This is a genomic window from Stieleria sp. JC731 (assembly GCF_020966635.1).
In the GTDB taxonomy this organism is placed as follows: domain Bacteria; phylum Planctomycetota; class Planctomycetia; order Pirellulales; family Pirellulaceae; genus Stieleria.
In genome coordinates, this window is sequence record NZ_JAJKFQ010000011.1 from 981,728 (window position 1) to 1,001,088 (window position 19,361).

General features: G+C 53.8%; 21 protein-coding genes. 9 read left to right on the forward strand and 12 right to left on the reverse strand.

The genetic code is table 11. The annotated features are described in order from the left end of the window. Positions 1 to 83: 83 nt before the first annotated feature. From trhA to fliL, 12 genes are all read right to left on the reverse strand, one after another. Positions 84 to 734 carry a PAQR family membrane homeostasis protein TrhA gene (gene trhA / locus LOC67_RS20495; RefSeq protein WP_230264668.1) on the reverse strand — a complete coding sequence of 217 codons (651 nt, stop codon included), beginning with the start codon at positions 732 to 734 and terminating at the stop codon, positions 84 to 86. Between the two features lie 195 nt (positions 735 to 929). Further along, entirely contained in the window at positions 930 to 1,595 is a 666-nt protein-coding gene (locus LOC67_RS20500; protein WP_230264670.1) for a hypothetical protein, read from the reverse strand. A gap of 20 nt (positions 1,596 to 1,615) precedes the next feature. Continuing rightward, positions 1,616 to 2,752 carry a hypothetical protein gene (locus LOC67_RS20505; protein WP_230264672.1) on the reverse strand — a complete coding sequence of 379 codons (1,137 nt, stop codon included), beginning with the start codon at positions 2,750 to 2,752 and terminating at the stop codon, positions 1,616 to 1,618. 2 nt (positions 2,753 to 2,754) lie between these two features. Continuing rightward, positions 2,755 to 3,009 (reverse strand): hypothetical protein, encoded by a 255-nt coding sequence (locus LOC67_RS20510; RefSeq protein ID WP_230264673.1) that lies wholly within the window; start codon positions 3,007 to 3,009, stop codon positions 2,755 to 2,757. Beyond that, complete coding sequence (locus tag LOC67_RS20515; protein ID WP_230264675.1) at positions 2,994 to 3,704, reverse strand: sigma-70 family RNA polymerase sigma factor; 711 nt, start codon at positions 3,702 to 3,704, stop codon at positions 2,994 to 2,996. The genes LOC67_RS20510 and LOC67_RS20515 overlap by 16 nt, the downstream gene beginning before the upstream one ends. Positions 3,705 to 3,706: 2 nt before the next feature. Continuing rightward, positions 3,707 to 3,949, reverse strand: coding sequence for a hypothetical protein (locus LOC67_RS20520; protein ID WP_230264677.1), 243 nt, complete (start codon positions 3,947 to 3,949; stop codon positions 3,707 to 3,709). Next, positions 3,949 to 6,078 (reverse strand): flagellar biosynthesis protein FlhA, encoded by a 2,130-nt coding sequence (gene flhA / locus LOC67_RS20525; RefSeq protein ID WP_230264679.1) that lies wholly within the window; start codon positions 6,076 to 6,078, stop codon positions 3,949 to 3,951. Before flhA ends, LOC67_RS20520 begins: the two co-directional genes overlap by 1 nt. A gap of 83 nt (positions 6,079 to 6,161) precedes the next feature. Then, on the reverse strand, positions 6,162 to 6,884 hold the full coding sequence (gene fliP / locus LOC67_RS20530; protein ID WP_230264680.1) for a flagellar type III secretion system pore protein FliP: 723 nt from the start codon (positions 6,882 to 6,884) through the stop codon (positions 6,162 to 6,164). A gap of 17 nt (positions 6,885 to 6,901) precedes the next feature. Further along, a complete protein-coding gene (locus LOC67_RS20535) occupies positions 6,902 to 7,960 on the reverse strand; it encodes a hypothetical protein (protein WP_230264681.1) in 1,059 nt (352 codons plus the stop codon). Between the two features lie 35 nt (positions 7,961 to 7,995). Continuing rightward, positions 7,996 to 8,379 carry a FliM/FliN family flagellar motor switch protein gene (locus LOC67_RS20540; protein ID WP_230264682.1) on the reverse strand — a complete coding sequence of 128 codons (384 nt, stop codon included), beginning with the start codon at positions 8,377 to 8,379 and terminating at the stop codon, positions 7,996 to 7,998. Between the two features lie 21 nt (positions 8,380 to 8,400). Continuing rightward, the gene (locus tag LOC67_RS20545) at positions 8,401 to 9,273 is read right to left on the reverse strand and encodes a FliM/FliN family flagellar motor switch protein (RefSeq protein WP_230264683.1); all 873 of its coding nucleotides are present in this window, start codon (positions 9,271 to 9,273) and stop codon (positions 8,401 to 8,403) included. Beyond that, complete coding sequence (gene fliL / locus LOC67_RS20550) at positions 9,270 to 9,788, reverse strand: flagellar basal body-associated protein FliL (RefSeq protein WP_230264684.1); 519 nt, start codon at positions 9,786 to 9,788, stop codon at positions 9,270 to 9,272. Before fliL ends, LOC67_RS20545 begins: the two co-directional genes overlap by 4 nt. A gap of 502 nt (positions 9,789 to 10,290) precedes the next feature. Here fliL and LOC67_RS20555 point away from each other — a divergent pair. The 9 genes from LOC67_RS20555 to LOC67_RS20595 all read left to right on the forward strand — a co-directional run bounded on the left by LOC67_RS20555 (position 10,291) and on the right by LOC67_RS20595 (position 19,299). Then, positions 10,291 to 11,007 carry a flagellar hook-basal body protein gene (locus tag LOC67_RS20555; protein ID WP_230264685.1) on the forward strand — a complete coding sequence of 239 codons (717 nt, stop codon included), beginning with the start codon at positions 10,291 to 10,293 and terminating at the stop codon, positions 11,005 to 11,007. A 95-nt stretch (positions 11,008 to 11,102) separates the two neighbouring features. After that, positions 11,103 to 11,882 (forward strand): flagellar basal-body rod protein FlgG, encoded by a 780-nt coding sequence (flgG, locus tag LOC67_RS20560; protein WP_230264686.1) that lies wholly within the window; start codon positions 11,103 to 11,105, stop codon positions 11,880 to 11,882. A 62-nt stretch (positions 11,883 to 11,944) separates the two neighbouring features. Further along, positions 11,945 to 12,985, forward strand: a complete 1,041-nt coding sequence (flgA, locus tag LOC67_RS20565) for a flagellar basal body P-ring formation chaperone FlgA (protein ID WP_230264687.1) — start codon at positions 11,945 to 11,947, stop codon at positions 12,983 to 12,985. Next, positions 12,982 to 13,620: a flagellar basal body L-ring protein FlgH gene (locus LOC67_RS20570; protein WP_230264688.1), complete on the forward strand. Its 639-nt coding sequence runs from the start codon at positions 12,982 to 12,984 to the stop codon at positions 13,618 to 13,620. Before flgA ends, LOC67_RS20570 begins: the two co-directional genes overlap by 4 nt. Before the next feature lie 14 nt (positions 13,621 to 13,634). Beyond that, positions 13,635 to 14,915, forward strand: a complete 1,281-nt coding sequence (locus LOC67_RS20575) for a flagellar basal body P-ring protein FlgI (RefSeq protein WP_230264689.1) — start codon at positions 13,635 to 13,637, stop codon at positions 14,913 to 14,915. An 18-nt stretch (positions 14,916 to 14,933) separates the two neighbouring features. Beyond that, positions 14,934 to 15,272 carry a rod-binding protein gene (locus LOC67_RS20580; protein ID WP_230264690.1) on the forward strand — a complete coding sequence of 113 codons (339 nt, stop codon included), beginning with the start codon at positions 14,934 to 14,936 and terminating at the stop codon, positions 15,270 to 15,272. 70 nt (positions 15,273 to 15,342) lie between these two features. After that, positions 15,343 to 15,870: a hypothetical protein gene (locus LOC67_RS20585; protein ID WP_230264691.1), complete on the forward strand. Its 528-nt coding sequence runs from the start codon at positions 15,343 to 15,345 to the stop codon at positions 15,868 to 15,870. A gap of 2 nt (positions 15,871 to 15,872) precedes the next feature. Then, the gene (gene flgK / locus LOC67_RS20590) at positions 15,873 to 17,837 is read left to right on the forward strand and encodes a flagellar hook-associated protein FlgK (RefSeq protein WP_230264692.1); all 1,965 of its coding nucleotides are present in this window, start codon (positions 15,873 to 15,875) and stop codon (positions 17,835 to 17,837) included. Positions 17,838 to 17,841: 4 nt separating this feature from the next. Continuing rightward, positions 17,842 to 19,299, forward strand: coding sequence for a hypothetical protein (locus LOC67_RS20595; RefSeq protein WP_230264693.1), 1,458 nt, complete (start codon positions 17,842 to 17,844; stop codon positions 19,297 to 19,299). The last annotated feature ends 62 nt before the right edge of the window (positions 19,300 to 19,361 follow it).

Sequence of the window (19,361 nt, forward strand, 5' to 3'; positions counted from 1 at the left end):
TTCGCCACGGTTTCAGTGCAATAACCGGGGCTAACGTGCGTCGGCTAGTGACCCGAACCCGTATTTTCATACGGAACGAAGCACTAGCCAACCACGTACCACAGGATCGTCAGGAAGTGTGCCATAGCGGCTGACATTACGATCAGGTGCCAGACCGAATGCATGTATCGCACTCGGTGGTCTTGCAGAAGCACCGCTACGCCAATGCTGTAGAGAACACCTCCGATCATCATCCCATAGCCAACTTCGGTAGGCACATGGGAGTACAACGGAATCGCAGGTAGCCAGCCGAGAAGCAGGTAGCCAATCGTCGCAACGTTGTTGATTCGATGACGCGCGAAAAGCTTTGTTGTGATGCCGGTAAAAGCCGCAACCCAAATCGCGATCAACAGTGGCGTTGAGGTTTCTGGCGGTGCATGGCGAAAAATGATCGGCGTGTAGGTTCCTGAAATCATCGCGTAAATCATTGCCTGATCCCAAGCACGCAATCGATCCAAAAGCGGTTGGCGAAAGATCACGTGTGACAACGTTGATGACGTAAACGTGGCGACAACAGAGGCCGTGTAGGCGGCGCATGCGATCGCCAATCCGGTTGATTGTGCAGATGCTTTCCAGACCAAAAGGGTTCCCAATACGCATGCACCCAACGCGGCCAGGCCGTGTGTTAACGCGTTCGCCCATTCTTCGCCGTGGCGGATGGGGGCGTCTCCGTGTTGTGACGCGTTTTCTGCCAACCTGTTTACTATCTGTGTCGCGCATCAAGGATATCCACCCTGGGCAACTTATCCACAGATTAAGGTGGTCATCTGGTACGTCGCTAAGATACCATCGACCGCATTTTTAGGAAGGCGCCGTCACAAGCTGGACCGATCGTTCTGGTGAATCTATCCGCACATCAACTTGGGTGGCACCAAGACCAATCAAGTCAGCTACAGACGCAGTAGTTCAGCAGCAAGCTTATTGGCAGAGAAGTCAATCAATCGCGAAGGCGAGCGCAGCAGACTTTCTGCGGAGTGCTCATAGGGATCGAATGTGCTAAGGAACTGCTTTCTGGTCGGTGTGTGTCCCAAGTCATGATGCCGCGACGCCGAAGCGAGCGCGATCGACTGGTGGGTGCTTACCATCAAGAATCGTAATTCCAGCTTCATGGGACGGTAGGAATCAATGTTCGCGATTTCACAGTAGATCACCGTGTCGGCGGAATAGCGAGTTCCCATTTCGACCAATTGGCGTTCATCAAATCGACCGGTCTGCATCGGAGAATGTTGCAGGCACATACGGTGGTCTGATTCGACAACTTCGACGGTGGATTGACGTCGCAGATGGGTCGCCAATTGGTGCATCAGTTCGGTCTGCTCGCGAAGGCGATCTTGTCGGTCCAGGCAGGTAACGATCAACACCCGGTTCGGACGCAATTGCCCCAACAGCGAAGACCGTCTCGTTGGAGTCGGTGCATTTGGAACTGGCGATTTAGTTTGGCAGGCTCCGGTGGGACAGTTCGTCGGTCGCCCACACTTTTCACATGCGATTGCGCTAGCGACTGAGATTAGCAATGAAAACAAGAGGCCCATCAATGGGCGTAATCGTCCTTCCATGACTCGCCTTTCGAGGTTGCCTACTGTTTGTCGGTGGAAAGTTCACGAACCAGAACTTCGTCCAGTTCCTCACGAATCGATTCCAGCATGCGATCGGTTTCACGAAGATAGCGATTGTATTTCGATTCAGCTTCGGCGAGTTTTCGTTCGAGCTGGCGATTTTCATGCGTCAGTCGATCCATCTCATCCTGAGCGGACGCGACCGCTTCGGTCGAGTTTTGCAGTAGCGACTGTGTCGAAGTGAGTTTTTCACGAAGGCGTTCGCCTTCTGCGAGGCTGGTCGCGAGCTTGGCTTTCAGATCACCGTTTTCTTCGATCAAACGTAACGCATGCTGGGTCGCCGTCAGTGGTTCTTCACCAAGGATGGTTCCCCGGGCCGTTGGGGTTCGCGGATTGCCCACCATCATGGCGCCGGTAATCGGCTGGGTGCGGATCGGTGGTGGGACCGGAAGCGTGTTGTTCGGGTAGGCGCTATTGCGATCGTTCGACGAAGACGTCATTCCATAGGGGCCGATGCCGTCTGATGATAGAGCGTCCTGTTGGTACTGAACCGCAGTGGCCGGAGTTTCCTTTAGGTAAGGCTCCATCGAAGCGGTTTGAACTTTGCTCGAATCATCGCCCGAGATGATCGCCTGAGCCGTCTCATTCGAACGTCGATGGCTGATAGAACGACTAAGCCCACCGGGTTCGGGTTTCATGTATTGTGAATACGCAGACGTCGATTCACGGTAAACAGGTGGTTCGTCGCTTAGCCCGGGAACCGGTGCGACGTGCACGTCGCTTTGCAGCGGCAACGCGCTAGCGTCCCAGGGCTCTTGGGCTTGTGACTGTGTCGAAACATAGTCACCACCGGTTTGTGCAACTGAATCGTGCGGGCCTTGTGCATCGAGAGGCAGCGGAGCTTGCTTTTCATCGCTGCCGAATGCCGATTTGATTTTGTCTTTGACGCTTTGTTGAAAACGTTCCAGTCGCGCCAATGCGCTCGCACGAGTACGGGGAGCATGATCGCGTTCTTGCGCACTCGCGGACGAACCGATTGTGATCGCGCTAGCGATGATAAGCAGCTGCAGAAGGCGTCGCTTTGTGTTCAAACGCAATTCGGATACAGGATTCAACTGCATCGGCGTGCGGCGATGATGTAGTTTTCTTGTATTCACGATCACTCTGATTGGTCATAGCCACAGATCACTGTAATCTCTTCACCACAGGTGCAGGAGATCACGATGGATTCGATTCGGTCACCTTGTTTGATGACACGAACTTCGGGTTCACGGCGACATGCTTCGGGGGCGTGTTTGGCAACAGGTGGATTGCTAACGCTGTCGATGCGTGTGTTGGGAACACCGGCGCGTGCCATTGGGCCGACCGGTCGAACACGCCGTGGTTGTTCATTGACAGCTAACTTGTCTTCCACCGAATCGCCTCCCTTAATTTAAACTTGCCCGAAGCGAGCAAGCGTGAGACGCGAGACTCACTCAAACCCATCGCCGCTCCGATCTCTGCCAGGTTCAATTCTTCACTGAAATACAGAGTCAGGACCAAGCGTTCTTTGTCTGGCAATTGTTCAATCAAATCACCGATCAACTCTGCTAGTTCTTCTCTTTCGGCCAGATCTTCCGCAGAATCGATTTTGGTCCGCCAAGTTTTGTGAACAACATCTGACAGATCCTCCCAGTTATCTGGCTTGACGAAACGCATCGCTTCTAAGCATTCCACCACTTCGCTGACCGTTAGCCCTGATCGCTTCGAAATCTCTTCAGGACTGATCGGTGGCTCCATGGTTTCGCAGATGCGTTTAACCACATTAACCATGCGCATGACGCGCGGCGACAGCGGATTCAGTTTGCGCATCTCGTCAACGATCGCACCGCGGATGCGTGGGTAAGCGAACGTTCGAAAGGCAACACCTTGTGAGCTATCGAAGCTGTTGGCCGCTTGAACCAATCCCAAAACACCCGCCGAGTGAAGATTCTCTCGGTGGTCACGATCGCGCACGACGAAAGTCATGGTGCTTAGGATGCGACCGACATAGTCGATGTTATCCAGCACCAATTGATCGCGTGCGGATTGCGATGAGCGTTTATAGGTTGAATCAAGGGTGGCTTTCATCACTATCCACGATCAGTTTTGTAGCCGGAATCGGCTAAGCGGATGACACCGACGCCGAGCGAAACGACCGTCCCGAGTATTAACGAGGAAACGGTAGCACGCGTCAGGATGGTGAAGGCTTCCAATCGCAGGAAGACTCCGATCAGCGTGACGGCAATGGCCGTCAACAGTCCAGCTAACATGCCGAACGGAAACGCTTGTTGTTGCCGCATTTCCTTTCGCCGTGTCATACGACGGTTACTCATCAATTACCCTCCGTGCCGGAATCGGCGCCATTCATTCCAAGAATTTGCGGTTCACCCGAACCGCGGCCACCGATGATGTCTTCGTAGCGGATCATCCCTTCAGACTCGATTCGAAGGTCTTGAGGGATTTCGCTATAGGCGATGATGCTGACTTCGGCCAACGATCGAAAGATGGTCCGATGCAGTGGATATCGGATTGAGGAATCGACGAGAACTGCCGCGGTCTGATTCTTCAATCGCGAGGCTTCCCATTTCGATTGAATGTCCATGATCAGCCGCTCCAATTGGTCTGGTCGCAGTAAGATCGACTCCGCATTCGCGCTCTCGCGGAAGTGATGTTCTAGGCGTGGTTCAAGGATGATGACTCGAACGTTTCCGTTGGCATCGCGAAAGCGATCACAGATGATGTGTCCGATGTTCCCGCGGATCTTTTCTGTCAATTGAACGGGATCCTTAATTTGATGGCCAAACTGGACCGCCGACTCGACAATCTTTTCCAATGCCGTGATCGAGATTCGCTCCCGCAGCAGATGGATGAGCACTTGATGTAGGGTTGCCGGTCGGACCGTATCGGGCTTAATTTCGTCGACCGTTGTCGGTGCGATTTCCTTAAGCTTCTCTAGCATGGATTGCAGGTCTTGGCGACTTAAAAGCTCGTGCGCATGTTTGCGAAGGCACTCGCTTAGATGAGTGATCAATACCGTCGGGGCATCGACGACGGTGAACCCTAGGACTTCAGCACGTCGTCGCGACGTTTCGGAAATCCATTTCGCGGGCAAGTCAAACGCAGGGTCTCGGATCGGTTCGCCTTCTAATTCGGCATTAATGTTTCCCGGATTGATCGCTAGGAAATCGTTGACGTGCAACTTTCCGCGAGCGATTTCACGCCCGCAAATTAGGAATCGATACTCGTTCACGCCGATCTGGAGGTTGTCCCTAATGCGAGCTGCCGGAACCCAGAAGCCGTGTTCCATCGCGACGTCTTCTCGCAAAGTCGAAATCCGTTCGGCGATCCCTTTGCCGTGCTTGGGCTCTGCCAGGGAAATCAATCCGGCACCGATTTCGATAATCACCCTTTCAGGCTGAATGAACTTTTGAAGCCCACGTTCCTCTGGCGGTGGCGGTGCTTCGGTTGGACCGGTATCCGGTTTGGATTCAGCTTCCTGCCGCTCGGCCTTTTGTTTTGCGAGATACACAAACGCAAAGATGACGATCGCCAAAAAGATAAACGGCAGCTTGGGAAAGCCCGGTGTGATCGCGATGCATAGCAAGATCACCGGGCCCAGATATAGTGAGCGATATGCCCCGGAAACCTGTTGGTTGATTTCGTCACCGAGACTGGACTCCGACGCGCTTTTGGTCACCAGAATACCGGCGCTGGTGGCGATGATCAGTGCAGGGATCTGCGAAACCAAGCCGTCACCGATCGTTAAGATCGAATAGACTTGCAACGCATCCGTGATCGCCTGGCCATTGCTGACGCCAAGCACCACGCCGCCTAGGATGTTGACGACCATGATGATCAGGCCGGCGATCGCATCTCCGCGGACGTACTTACTGGCACCATCCATCGCCCCGTAAAACTCGGCCTCTTGTGTCAGGCCTTTACGACGGGTTCGAGCTTCGTTCTCGTCGATCGCGCCACTGTTCAGCTCGGCATCGATCGCCATTTGCTTACCGGGCATCGCGTCCAACGTGAATCTCGCGTTGACTTCGGAGATCCGCGTCGCACCTTTGGTGATCACGATGAACTGAATCGTGACCAGGATCAGGAAGATCACGATCCCGACGACAAGGTTCCCGCCGACGACAAAGTCACCAAAGGTTAGAACGATCTTTCCGGCGTTGCCATCAAGCAGAATCAAGCGGGTGGTTGCGACGTTCAGTGACAAACGCAACAGCGTTAGCAGCAACAACAAAGACGGAAACGATGCAAGGTCCAGCGGCTTCTTTGCGCCCAAGGTGACCAGCAGGAGCAATACCGCCGAAGCGATGTTGCACGCCAAGAACATGTCCAACAAGAACGTTGGCAGAGGGATGATCAATACGACCAGCATTAGCAAGAATGAGGCCGAGAGCCACAACTCACTTCGCTGCAAGAATCCGAAATTGGAGTCCGTGTCTTTCATCTATCCCTAGTTGTTATTCATCGTTGAACCGTCGGGCGGTAAACGAAACCTGCCGTTAGATTGTTGGGTGCTGCGGGAGGCCGTCAGGCAAAGCTCGCTACGAGGGCTCGTGAGATCAATTGCCATCCGTCAACAAGGACAAACAGAAGCAGCTTGCAAGGCGTCGAAACGACGACCGGAGGCATCATCATCATTCCAAGTGCCATCAAGATGGTGGAGATCACCAAATCGATCAGCAGGAACGGAATGTAGATGCAGAAGCCCATGATGAAGGCCGTTTTCAGTTCGCTGATGATGAATGCCGGCACGGCGACTTTCATCGGTGTGTCGATACGTTGCGAGGGTGGCGGTGTATCAGAGAGTTCAAAGAACAACGCCAAGTCACTTGTGCGAGTGTTCGTCATCATGAATTCTTTCAACGGCTCTGACGCAGCCTGCCAAGCATCGATGTAACCGAACGTTGGCGGTTCGCCTTCTTCTTGATTCGCTTGCGCTTCCATCAAGGGGATGACCGCGTCCTGATGGATTTTCTCGAAAGTCGGTGCCATGACGAAAAGCGTCAAGAACAAGCTCAGTCCCATCATGACTTGGTTCGGCGGAATTTCTTGAGTCGAAAGAGCACGACGAACGAATGACAGGACGATGATGATTCGAGTGAATGCGGTCACGCTGACAAGCATCGCGACGGCAAAGCTGAGCATACCCAGCAACGCCGCGACTTGTAGCGGTGGTGCAAGATCGGAAAACATCTCCGGTGATCCGGCGATCGGTTCCGCGGCGGCTTGGGATAGTAGAAGGAAATCCATTTCCATGCTCGATACGATCAGGCGGCGCTGCTTCCTTTGGCCAACAGCATCTTAATTAGGTTTTCGTCGATCTCTTTACTTGATGTCTGATCGAGCGTGGGGGCTGCGGCTTGTTTGCGGCGTTCGGCGCGGCTGAGTTTGATCGTTGGTTGTGCGATGGGTTCTTCGATTTCGTTGGCGACATCATAGGCGTCCGTTTCATCCATCGCGTCTTCGAAACTTCCGGGCAGGACATTGACCGATTTAATTCCGCTCGGATCGACAGCCACTAGGACGCGGCTATTCATGCCGTCAACAAGATAGAGGTTCACGCCTCGTGAGACTTCGAGAACCTGATGGATCTTTAGCTTGCCTTGGCTTCGCAGTTGGTCGACCGGGTTTGCGAATTTTCCTTTCTGGATCAGGCGATAGACCAAGATCCCTGCGATCGCCAATGCCAAGACGAAGCAAAGGTTGATCGCGATCTTCTTGATCATTTCCGTCGCGTTGGCGTTCGCCGTTGATGATCCCGCTGCCTGCTTTTCGCGCTCGATAAAAGAATCGTAGTGAGACTGGGTGTTTCGCTGCGCAAGTTCTCGATTTGCCTGCAGGGGCTCTGTCACAACTTGCGAGGGAGTGACGTCTTCGTAGCTTGCCCGGCGAACCGTCATCGGACGTGGGCGTAGTGTGACCGCCTGTTCCCTCTCATCGCGTAGTGGTCCGCCGTATGAAGACTGATTCGACAAGACGCTTTCGCGGCCGGACATCCGGTCATCATCGATCGGACGCAGACCGTTGGTCGCAAGACCTCGGTTGTTTGGCGAGGCACTTTGCGAAGGATTGAAGCTGCGACCCAAATCTTCACGCGATTGCGACGAACGGGTCGTGTTCGGGTCGGTGGAAAGCTGGTCGATGATCCCTTCAAACCGACGCGTTTGCGATTGGCGAGTTTGATATTCCTGAGACCGAAGGTTCGACGAGCTATAACCTTGCTGTGCGTATGCCGATCCGGCAGTCTGAATACCGGTTGCGGTAACAGCGCAAAACAGCAGTGTTTTAAACACGCGTCTTCGATGTTCGGTCCAAGTTGAAGGCATCTTTCCATCCATGATTATGCCGCAGGTTGCTTTTCTTAATTCGAATAGATCTGCTTGATCCGAATTGCAAATTGGTCGTCGACTACGACGACTTCGCCGTTTCCCATTGGCACTCCCTGAGCAACAATTTCGACCGGCGCGCTGATGGCCCGGTTTAGTTCAATCACCGATCCTTCCGCCAGGGCGATTAGTTCTTCGATCGTTAATTGTGTCCGTCCGAGTTCAGCCGTCAGCGTCACGTGAACGCTACCAAATCGTGATAGGTCCAGGTTCCCATTTCCTTTGGGAGGATTGGGTTCTAGCTGCTGAAACTCGGGAATATCATCTTCGGTAGCGGTTGCCGTTGCCGCGTCGCCTTCTTCAGCAGCGGCTTGTGCTTCGTCGTCCACATCGTCGTTTGGCTGTTCTCCCTCACTCATCCTTTGTCTCCTTCCTTGTGTTTAACCATTCTTGGTTTGCGAGACTTGAACCGCTTGCATATTGCCCAAGCGGCCTGGCCAGCATTCGAACGATGGTGCACCATCGACCGTGGAGGTCATCGGTGCGTCAATCCTTTGATCAAGGACAATCAGTTGTCCAGGTTTGATGTCTTTTAGGTCCTTCATCGAAATCTTTGCCGATCCCAGAAGCGTGATGACTTCGACGGGCATCTGCGCGATCATTTCCTTAGAAGGCGATTTTGGTGGCGCCTTTCGTCGGTTGTCGACGGTGTCTTCGAACAGCTTCGAGATCTTTTGTTTTGGAAGCAGCCAATGGACATCAGCGACGACCGATTTGCATTCGATCTTCAGCGTGACCTTCGTCATTAGGTCCTTTGCGCGATAGAGGCGAAGCTTACGAGGGTCCTTTTCGAGATGGCTCGTTTGGACCGTCATGTCTTCATTGCCCATCCATCCTTGGCCCAGGCAAGCCGCCATGGTGTCGAGGAACCATTGAACGAGGTCTGCTTCGATTGCGCCAAGTTCGACAGGCTCCTCTGGTTCTGACTGCTCGCCCTCGGTTTCTTCCGGAGGGTCGATGCAGATCAGTTCGCCGACAAGCTTTCGGAACTGCGCACCGCTGGAGTACCAGAGTGTTGGCAGGTCTTCACGCAAGTAGGCGACGCTACACCAATCCGTTCTTGGCGTTGCATCCAAGATCGACTCGAACGAATCGGTCGAGACTGGGCCGAGCCCGAGCTTTGCCCCAAAGCCCGTAGCTTGAACCCACTCGTCCGAAAAGAACGATGTCGACTTGGATAGCCAAGTTCGGATCGCGGTAGCTGTGTCATCCAGGCCCGCGATTTCGCGAAAGTCGAAAGCGCGGAGGGTCATTGAACCTTGAAATCTTGAAAGAGAACGTCCTGGATTCTTTCAATGCCATCGGTGAACAGCATTTCGTTAAATTTGTCGTGGATCTCGCGGCGCAGTAAGTTGTGCCCCAGCTTTCCACGAACGTCTTCCAGCTTCTTGTCGCGTAGGTGCGCAATCAGCCAGTTCTTTAGGACAACGTTGTTGTCTTCGACAAGTTTGTCGATCGCGTCTTTTTGCGATGCGGCAACTTGAAGTGAGAACGTGCACGTGAGGTATCGCGAGTAGCGACTGTCGTTCAAGTTCACCACGACTTCGTCGAAGTCCACGAATCCCAATTTGTCATCGGGTTCGGGGATATCCATGCGGTTTTCATCCGGCGCCGGCTGGCTGGCGGTGGATTGGTTGGAAGGGAGGACAAACAAGGGAACGGCGATGCCGGTCCCGGCACCCATCACGAAGATGAGTCCCCAGACGATGATCTTGCCTAGCCCGCCTTTTTTCTTCTCGTCTGCACCTGAGTCGTTTTCGTCTGCCATGGATCAATTGTTGGATTGGGAGGTCGATCGGCATTCTTGCTGGAAAGTATTGGTTGCGGAGGGGCCGCGTGCAGGTTGACGTGACCGACTTATCTTTCCAGATCGTTAAAGGTTATCGACGCCGCACAACGTTCAATCCAATTCGGAGCGATCAAAGGCGGGCCATTGAGGGCGAACCCTTACCGGCATGGGCATCAGTTATCAGACCGGCGGTGGGAACTTCAATGCGTTAAACACACCCACCGGCAAAAGGCAGCTGCCAGTCGCCGCGCAGGTGGGCTCAACACAGCAAAAACTTGGCCTTCTCGGCAACCTCTGCCGGGCGAAGTTCCCGCCGATGTCCGTTAACCCTCCGTCGTTCTTGCTCAACCGGACCCGATAAACTCACCGTTGGAAGCGGAATATTCGACACAGTTTATGACAGCGGTCAGGTTCTCAGCGGCTGGGGCAGCAGCCGTTTGAGTTCCCTTTGCCGGATTCAACGTTTACCACGGAAGGTTCAATGATCAACGGTCTCTATAGCGGCGCCGCGGCGATGCAGATGCTCGCAAAGCATCAAGAGCTGATCAGCAGCAACCTGATGCACGTCAACAGCAGCGGCCACCGTCGGGTACAGCCCGCAGTTCGCCAGCGGTTCGGTGACGGATCGCCCGAGCTGACGATCGACCGCGGCCCCGAGGTCGACAAAGTCACCACGGATTTTCGACCAGGTCGGCTCGTCGATACCAATCGCCCCCTGGACATCGCAATTTCTGGAAATGGGTTCTTCTCGTTCCAAAATGGCGATCAAGAAATCTTGACTCGAAATGGCCGTCTGTTTCGTGACGCCGAAAGCGGTGAGCTGGTCAACGAAGATGGCTATCCCATCCAGGGAGAGAACGGCGCAATTGTCGTTGACCCAAACATTGCCGAACAGAGCATCGGTATCGCTAGCGACGGAACCGTTTCCGCCAACGGAAATGTGCTTGGGAAGATCCAAGCGGTCGCATTTGATAACAACGAAACGTTGATCCCTTTCGGCGCGATCGCGTTCACGCGAGGCGTTGATACCGTGGAGAGCGAGGCTCCGGCGAAGATCGTTCAGAACCGACATGAGCTGTCCAACGTTCAGCCGGTTTTCGAATTGATCTCGCTGATCGTCAACACCCGCCAGCATGAAGCCGTTCAGAAGGCAACCAGTTCGCTGGCTGATTCACTTCAAGAATACATTCGTTCATAGGCAGGCCGGATCCGTTTGACGGTCGCCCTCCCGCTTCGAACGAATCCGATTCTGTCTTATTCGCATTTGTCCTTTACCCGTAGCAACCCAGGCCAATGTTAAAAGCTTTTTACTCCAGCGCGACTGGTATGCGCGCCCAAGAGGTGATGATTGACAACACGGCCAATAACTTGGCGAATGTCAATACAACCGGGTTTAAGCGTAAGCACATCAATTTCGCCGATTTGATCTACGACACAAACAGCCCACCCGGGGCGGCCGGTGCGAACGGAATCATCAAGCCGATCGGTTTGCAAATCGGTAGCGGTGTTCGTGCCGTGGGCACAACAACGATGTTTTCGCAGGGGACGCCGCAGGAAACCGGGATCGATACGCACATGGCGATCGAAGGCGAAGGGTTCTTCAAAGTAACACAGGGTGCAAATATCGCTTACACGCGTGACGGATCATTCGTTCGTGATGACCAAGGGCAGTTGGTCACCGCGGACGGATACATTCTGGATCCTGCGGTGACGATCCCACCTGAAGCGACGCAGTTGTCGATCTCGGCTGGAGGCGTTGTTAGCTATCAGGTCAACGGAGTTTCCACCACCGGGCCGACGATTCAGTTGGCTCGTTTTCCCAATCCCGCCGGCCTTCAGAACATCGGAAACAACCTTTACACCGAGACCCCCGCGAGCGGTGCCGAGGTCCTTGGGTTGCCAGGCGTCACCGGCAATGGATTGGTGCGACAGAACTACGTTGAAGGTTCAAACGTCGAAGTTGTCTCGGAACTCGTGTCCTTGATCACAGCCCAACGCGCCTACGAAATCAACTCGCGTGCCATTCGAGCCGGTGACGAGATGCTCTCCTCGGCAAGTGACCTCGTTCGATAGGTTTCTATAGTTCAATGAATGAACGAATCTCCAATTCGAAAATCCCATCAGCTATCAAGCGGATGTTTCGGCAAATACGTTTGCCGATACTCGCTTCGGTGGTCGTTGCGATGGGGATGGCCATGATGGTCACCAACGTCCAGGCGGAACGGGTAACCCTGCGAGTCAAAGAGGGACAAAGCGGCGTGACCGATCGGACGGTGCACATCGGTGACATCGCGACGCTCGAAGGTGGCTCGACAACGGATCGCCGTTTGATGTCGCAATTGGATCTCGATTCGGTCGTCGACGGACAACCCTGTTTGATTTCACAGCGACAGATCAATACACGGTTATTGCTCGCTGGCTTTTCACGGCAGGATTTTCAGATCATTGGGCCGGCTGTGGCTCAGGCGATTTCGACTTCGCCGGATCATCAATCCAAGATGATCACGAATATCCTTGCGGCCCAATTGGGCAGTCAGTTTGGGATTGATGCCAAGCGAATCAGCATTCGACTGGACAATGCCACACAGGTCGATTCGTTTATCAACCAATTCGATATTTCCAGTGACGCGATCAAGTTGGCACCACGCAACGACTTTCCGATCGGGCGTACCCGTTTGCAGATGCAGTGCGCTCAGAAGAGCTCCACACAAAGTCGACTTCCGCACCAAGTCTGGCTGGACGTGACTGTCGGTTTGTCGATGCGTGTGGCGGTTGCCAGCGAACCTGTAACACGTGGCGCGACGATCACCGATCAAATGATTCAGGTGGTCGAGCGCACCATCAGCTCACGCGCTGATTATGTCGACGCGGATTCCGTCGCCGGAAAGACGGCCAGTCGCTACGTTCCGCCGGGGACAATTCTGCTGGCAAGTCATTTGATCGCATCCCGGCAAAGTTCAACGCCGGTTGTCAAACGCAATGATGTGATCGATGTCGTCATTCGCGCCGGAGCGGGAGAGATCCGTCTTAAGAACGCCCGTGCGATGGAACCGGGGCACCCCGGGGATACGATCGAAATCCTCAACCCCAAATCCGGAAAACGATTCAATGCGGAAGTGGTCAGTGCAAACTTGGCCACGATCGCCCCGACCGGGCAAAGGAGGCTAGTTCGATGATCCAGATTCGATTGACAATATTTACTTGGGTTTTGACATGGATGGTGGCGACCGTTCTGTGGTGCCAACATTCACCCGCACAAAGCCTGTTTGAAAGACGAAGTGCGAACCAGATAGACCAATACCGAGACTACGTCGCGAGACAACGCGGCGACACCTTGACGGTCATGGTGGCCGAAAGCACCGATGTCGAAAACCGCGACGAACGCGTCATGGACAAGCAGGGGCAATCAAGTTCGTCGCAAGGATTTGATTACGCGTTCGGAGGCGATGTCGGTACCAGTACCGGTGACGCGTTCTTGGGAACGAACTCCGCAAACCAACGGGGCTTCAGTGGTGACGCGGAGTTCCGAAGTGCGCGAGCGATCAGTGATCAATTCGGTGTCACCGTTGTCGACGTACTACCCAACGGCAACCTCGTCCTCGAAGGCTTTCGATCGGTCAGCGTGCAGGGTGATGTGCGTCGTATGAGATTGACCGGTGTGGTTCGTCAATACGACATTCTGCCAGGCAATATGGTTCCCTCGAACAAGGTTGCCGACCTGCGGTTGACGCTTGATGCCGAAGGCGCCGAGCAAGCATTCACAAGCCAGGGATGGCTGAGCTCTCGCATCAATCGCTTGTGGCCATTCTAAGGAGCATTCAAGCCGTGACTTTTCCACGCACGGGGTTTGGAACCGACGTGACATTGCACAATCGTCCGACACGAGTCGTCTTGTTGTGGCTTGCGCTGCTAGCGTTAGTGCTGGGACAATGCTCGACATTGTATGCGCAAGGATTGCCGGCACTTCCGCCAGGCGCGGGCGCCGTACAGCCGTTGCCTGGGCCTGCAGCTAATCCACCTGTTGGGATGCAACCGGATCCGGCATCGGCTTTGCCGCCTTTGCCACCCGCTTCGCCGCGTTTTGATCCCTCGGTGCGAATCAAGGATATCACGTTTATCGAAGGCGACCGTGTAAACCATCTCTCTGGCGAGGGTTTGGTTTTCGGGCTCAGCGGTACGGGAGGCAAGTCGCTACAAACGCGTCAAATGGCGACGAACTTCTATCTGCGAAAGGGACTTCGTGTTAACACCGTTGATACGAAAAACATGTCTGCGGTGGTGGTGTCTGGAAAGGTCCCCGCGTTCGCGCGGAAGGGCGAGACAATCTTGGTCACCGTTTCGGTGGGTGACGACGCATCAAGTTTGCGTGGTGGGACGTTGAACCAAACCGCGCTGCGTGGGATCGATGACGAGATCTACGCGATCGCGCAAGGCCCCATCATCGGTGGCGGTATCAGTGCGCAAGGCGCGGCGGCTTCGGTTCAAGTCAACCATCCGACCGTCGGTGTTTGCGAAGCGATCGTTGAACGCGAAATCCCCTGCACCAGCATCGTCAACAACGGTCAGATTCGAATCGTCCTTCGGAATAAGTCCTATTCGACCGCGACAGAGATCACCAATGCGCTCAATCGTGTCTTTCCCGGCTATGCACGTGCAACCGATAGTGGAACGGTCGATGTATTCATTCCGCCATCGTTCAGTGATTCAGTCACGCAGTTCGTTTCGATCATCGGCAATCTACGCGTGACCCCGGATACGCCCGCGCGAGTTGTCATCAATCAAAAGACCGGTTCGGTGGTGTTTGGACATCACGTCAAGATCGCACCGGTCTTGTTCGCGAGTGAAAATATCGTCATCGCGACGAATGAAACGGCTGTCGCGTCACAGCCGAATCCCTTGGCCGGTGGAGATACCACTGTGTTGCCGAGAACCGGAATCGACGTCTTTGAAAGCGGCGGACGCTACAACGTTTTGCCAGCGGGTATGACGGTGGGTGATCTTGCGACGGCGCTAAACACGCTGGCTGTCTCTCCAACGACGTTAATCAACATCATGACTTCGCTACGGAATCATGGTGCGTTAAAAGCTGAACTGGTCATCGAATAGCTCTGGAAGGGAAAACCAATGGATGGGATTTCATCAAGCATGGCGATGTCGGCTCCGACCGGAATGTCTGCGATTGGAAACGGCGTGACCGCTTCGGCAGAAAACATCCAGGAGATCGGCCAGGAATTCGAAAGCGTGTTCGTTTCGATGCTGCTGAAAGAGATGAGAAACTCGCTTGACGAAGGATTCTTTGGCGGCGAGGCGAGCGACTCATTCGGAGGGATGTTCGACATGTTCATTGGCCAACACCTATCAAAGTCCAATGCTTTGGGTGTCGGGCAGATGTTGGCCGAACAATACAACAGCCAACAGGACGGCAAACCCTTAGTTGGGGAAAGCCTGTCAAAGGTTTCCTAACTTATCAGTCGTATATTTACTAACAACGAGGGTCCGGTTTTGGACTCAGCCCATACCCGACGGAATCACAATGAGGCTGCAAACGGAAAACTACGACGCGTTGCTTGAGTCACACCTCGAGCTGGAAGAACGTATCGCAGACACGCTCGAAACGTTGAACGAGGCGATGGCGTCCATGATCGACGGTACGGGTGTCCATGGTCCATCGACCGATGGTCTCGATCGCGTCGCCCCGTTGATCGAACAACTGAAGGAACGGTCCGAACTAAGCCGGCAGTCCCGCGAACAGTTGCTCGACGGACTCGCAGATGAAGTCGTAGGTGAACAGAAGCGAAAAATCGGTTTGCGTCAACTAATCCGACACGCGTCGGAAACCAAAGCTGCTCAACTGGACGAACGACGGAAAGTAGTCAGCGACCGAATCGTCGAAGCACGCCATAGTTTGACTGCGACGCAAGCCGTCATCTTTTACTCGATGGATTTTCACCGTCGATATTTGATGGGTGTGCTGCAATGTGGTGATGACCAGCAAGGTTATCAAGCGGATGGGCAATCGATGAAACTGCCAACCGAAAAGATCTTCGGAAGGAATTGCTAAGCATGCCAAATTTCAACATCGGTTTATCGGCTCTCCGTAGCAGCCAGTTCGCACTGCAGGTGGTGTCCAACAATGTCGGCAATGCGAACACCGAAGGCTACCACCGCCGCCGCGTCGAGATGGCGACCGTTCCGCCAAACTTGATTGCCGGTCACCGAATCGGCAATGGCGTTGATATCTCTTACATCCGTCGTATCGAAGACAAGGTTACCGAGACAACGTTGACGAATGTGATTTCGGATGTCACCTTCGTCGATGAGTCTTTGGTCATCGAGCGTAAAATTGAATCGTCGTTGCTTTCGGGCGATAGCGAACTTGGGCAGGTTTTGGACGTCTTTCTTTCCGAGTTCAAAAATCTATCGTCCAGTCCCAACGAGCCGACACAGCGTGAAGTTGTTCTCAAGTCGGCGCAACAATTTGCACAGGCGATTGCCAGCACGAAGGAAGAGCTGAACAGCTTAAGGCAAACCGTTCGTTTGCAGGTGACACACGAAGCGGAAAACATCAATCGTGAATTTGAGCATCTTAGCGATGTCAGCCTCGCGATCGCTGGATTCAAAGCCCGTGGGATTGAACACAACAATGAACTTGATGACCGTGACGCTCTGTTGAACCGTCTCGCTGCCGCCATCGGTGTTGAACGACGAGAGCAAAGCGACGGGACGTTGAACCTAGTCATCGGTCGTCACTCGATTCAGCAAGGGAACTTTGCCAATGAGCTGACCGTTGGCGATTCCGTCGATCCACTTGAAGTTTACTTGGACGGACGTGAAACGCCGTTGACGGTCGAAAATGGGCGATTGGGTGCGCTGTTGAATGCGTACAACGAAACGATTCCCGCAGTTGAAGAAAAGCTGGATCAGCTGGCCAATCAATTGATCAACACGATCAACCAAATTCATGCTACCGGTGTCGGGCCTGCCGGCGGGTTTCAGAACCTCGTCGGAAACACGCGAATCGATTCTGCCTCCGATCCGCTCTCTGGCGAGATCAACTATGCGGACATTCGTTCCGGAGACCTGACGATCGCCTTGACGGATGCGAACGGAAATCGTGAGCTGCAAACAATCAGCATCGATCCTAGTGTCGATAGTTTGGACGATGTCGCGGCAAGAATCTCTGGTTTGACCGGACTGAACGCTTCGGTCAACACCTCGACAAATCAAATCCAGATCACCAGCGCATCCGGATTCAAATTTGATTTTGCAGGCGGCATTGATACTCAGCCCGATTTGTCGTTGGTCACCGGGACTAGTACGGCCGAATTGTCTGGCACCTATACCGGCGATACGAACGAAACCTATACGTTTCGCATCGAAGGTACCGGAACGGTCGGGCAAACGAGCGGACTGTTCGTCAACGTTTTCGATTCGGGCGGCGGTTTGGTCGAAAAGTACAACGTTGGCGAAGGTTACGAAGCGGGCTCCGAAATCGAATTGCCCAACGGTGCGAGAGTGACGTTTGAGGCCGGCACGTTGAACAACGCTGATGAGTTTTCGTCAACATTCATCGGTGAGCCAGATCAAACGAATTTCCTCTCCGCGATGCAGCTCAATTCGTTCTTCTTCGGGTTTGATGGGAACACGATGAAGGTCGATGATCAGCTGTTGCTTGACCCTCGGCGTTTGGCATCAGGTAAAACGGGCGAGCCATCGGACACTTCCAATCTGCCTAATTTCATCGCGGTGCATGGCGCACCGCTAATGCCCGGCGATCGGACCTTTTCCGAATTTACAGACGAAATCGCTACCGAGCTTGGATTCGATATCCAAACCAACGAGAAGCTGTCCGACAGTTTGGGAGCGTACAAGCTGCGTCTTGAGCAAGAACGTGACTCCAAATCAGCTGTCGACCTCAACGAAGAACTGGTCTATCTGCAGCAATATCAAAAGTCCTACGAAGCCGCGGTGAGAATCATTCAAGCGACTGACAATATTCTCAACGAGCTCTTTTCGATCCTAAGGTAAGTCGATGAATAGTCGTGTCACCACAGCAGCCTTCACCCGGAACGCGATTCATTTTTCGTCGTTGCACAATTCGCGGCTGCTGTCATCTCAAAAGCAAATTACGTCAGGGCTTCGATTTCAGAATGCGTCGGAAGAACCGATTGACTATCGTCGCATCCGTGCATTCAAAACCGAATATGTCAAACTGCAAACGGATAAGCAGTCTATCGAACTGGCAACTTCGACTTTGAACGCCTCTGTTGCCCAATTGCAAGATGCGGGTGAGCTGGTTAGCTATGCCAAAACGCTTGTGCAACGTGGGATCCAGGCACTTGATGACGACGAAAAGCTTTCTTTGTCGACCGAGATCGACGCTTTACTGGAACAAGCGAAAGCGATTGGCTTGACGAAGTTCAACGGGAACTACCTGTATGGCGGGACCCGTTCGGTCGATCCTCCTTTCCAATTTGACAAGCCGATCTATGAAAATGGCTTGCCTCAATCGACATACAACGGGACGTCTCAGCGCAGCCAAACCTTCATTGGTGAATCGATTTCGATCGACACGTTCTATTCGGGAAAGGAAATCTTTGGCGCTTCCGGTCGACAATCCACGCTGTTGGTGGGGACAACTGGCGCCACACTTGGTGGCGGAACGGATACCGTCGTCGGTCGTGCGACTTTAGAAGTCCGCCACACCAGTACGAGTTACTTCGGTTTATCCGGGATCGCGACGGGTGTCAGTTCCGCGACGGGCGATACTGTCATCGGGAATATTGGTGTTCACGAAGTCACGGTCGATGACACAAGCGGTACCGGCGCATTCGGCACCATCTCGCTCAATGGCGGTGATCCGATCCCGTTTACCAATGCGGATACCAATTTGGAAGTCAAAGGTCGTGATGGCCAAGTCATCTATGTCGACACCACCAATATCACCGCGGGCTTTTCTGGTACCGTCAATTTACAAGGGACCGGCACGCTTAGCATTGATGAAGGTGCGACGACGGTTCCGGTCGGTTTTGCCAGTCAACAAGTGTTGACGGACTCCGCGACAGGACGAACGGTCACGATCGATTCGACGTCGATCAGTTCAGCCGGGGACGACAGTCTGGAGTTCCCTGGAACGTCGGACCTGTTTCAAATTCTAAGTGCGACCGCGGATGACCTTCGCAACGAGCGTGGGCTATCCAACGCCGCTGCTTCGGCCGCCCTAGACCGGCGTTGGACCGAACTGGATCTTGCGGCCAGTCAAATCTATGACGCGATGGGCCAGCAAAGTACCTCGCTGAAAACCATGCAGACAATGGAGTCACGGGTCGATGATTTGATGCTTTCGACCGAGACATCGATCGCCGAAGTCCAAGGCACGGACTTTCCCGATGCCGTTATCAAAATGCAAAACGCGCAAACGTTACTTCAATACACGTATGCCGTGACAGCGAATATTTCATCGCTGGGGCTGCTTGAGTTCTTGGGCTAATGACTGGTTAGCTTCGCACCGATGAAGGTCGGTCCGACGAGATAAGCAAAGGCTCTGATGAT

Bases quoted from the DNA above. Each gene is read 5' to 3' on its own strand.
- LOC67_RS20585 (WP_230264691.1), top strand. From the start codon at position 15,343: ATGAGGCTGCAAACGGAAAACTACGACGCGTTGCTTGAGTCACACCTC.
- fliL (WP_230264684.1), bottom strand. From the start codon at position 9,788: ATGGCAGACGAAAACGACTCAGGTGCAGACGAGAAGAAAAAAGGCGGG.
- LOC67_RS20580 (WP_230264690.1), top strand. From the start codon at position 14,934: ATGGATGGGATTTCATCAAGCATGGCGATGTCGGCTCCGACCGGAATG.
- flgG (WP_230264686.1), top strand. From the start codon at position 11,103: ATGTTAAAAGCTTTTTACTCCAGCGCGACTGGTATGCGCGCCCAAGAG.
- LOC67_RS20515 (WP_230264675.1), bottom strand. From the start codon at position 3,704: ATGAAAGCCACCCTTGATTCAACCTATAAACGCTCATCGCAATCCGCA.
- flgK (WP_230264692.1), top strand. From the start codon at position 15,873: ATGCCAAATTTCAACATCGGTTTATCGGCTCTCCGTAGCAGCCAGTTC.
- LOC67_RS20535 (WP_230264681.1), bottom strand. From the start codon at position 7,960: ATGCCTTCAACTTGGACCGAACATCGAAGACGCGTGTTTAAAACACTG.
- LOC67_RS20595 (WP_230264693.1), top strand. From the start codon at position 17,842: ATGAATAGTCGTGTCACCACAGCAGCCTTCACCCGGAACGCGATTCAT.
- LOC67_RS20540 (WP_230264682.1), bottom strand. From the start codon at position 8,379: ATGAGTGAGGGAGAACAGCCAAACGACGATGTGGACGACGAAGCACAA.
- flhA (WP_230264679.1), bottom strand. From the start codon at position 6,078: ATGAAAGACACGGACTCCAATTTCGGATTCTTGCAGCGAAGTGAGTTG.
- flgA (WP_230264687.1), top strand. From the start codon at position 11,945: ATGTTTCGGCAAATACGTTTGCCGATACTCGCTTCGGTGGTCGTTGCG.
- LOC67_RS20570 (WP_230264688.1), top strand. From the start codon at position 12,982: ATGATCCAGATTCGATTGACAATATTTACTTGGGTTTTGACATGGATG.
- LOC67_RS20555 (WP_230264685.1), top strand. From the start codon at position 10,291: ATGATCAACGGTCTCTATAGCGGCGCCGCGGCGATGCAGATGCTCGCA.
- LOC67_RS20520 (WP_230264677.1), bottom strand. From the start codon at position 3,949: ATGAGTAACCGTCGTATGACACGGCGAAAGGAAATGCGGCAACAACAA.
- fliP (WP_230264680.1), bottom strand. From the start codon at position 6,884: ATGGATTTCCTTCTACTATCCCAAGCCGCCGCGGAACCGATCGCCGGA.
- LOC67_RS20500 (WP_230264670.1), bottom strand. From the start codon at position 1,595: ATGGAAGGACGATTACGCCCATTGATGGGCCTCTTGTTTTCATTGCTA.
- LOC67_RS20545 (WP_230264683.1), bottom strand. From the start codon at position 9,273: ATGACCCTCCGCGCTTTCGACTTTCGCGAAATCGCGGGCCTGGATGAC.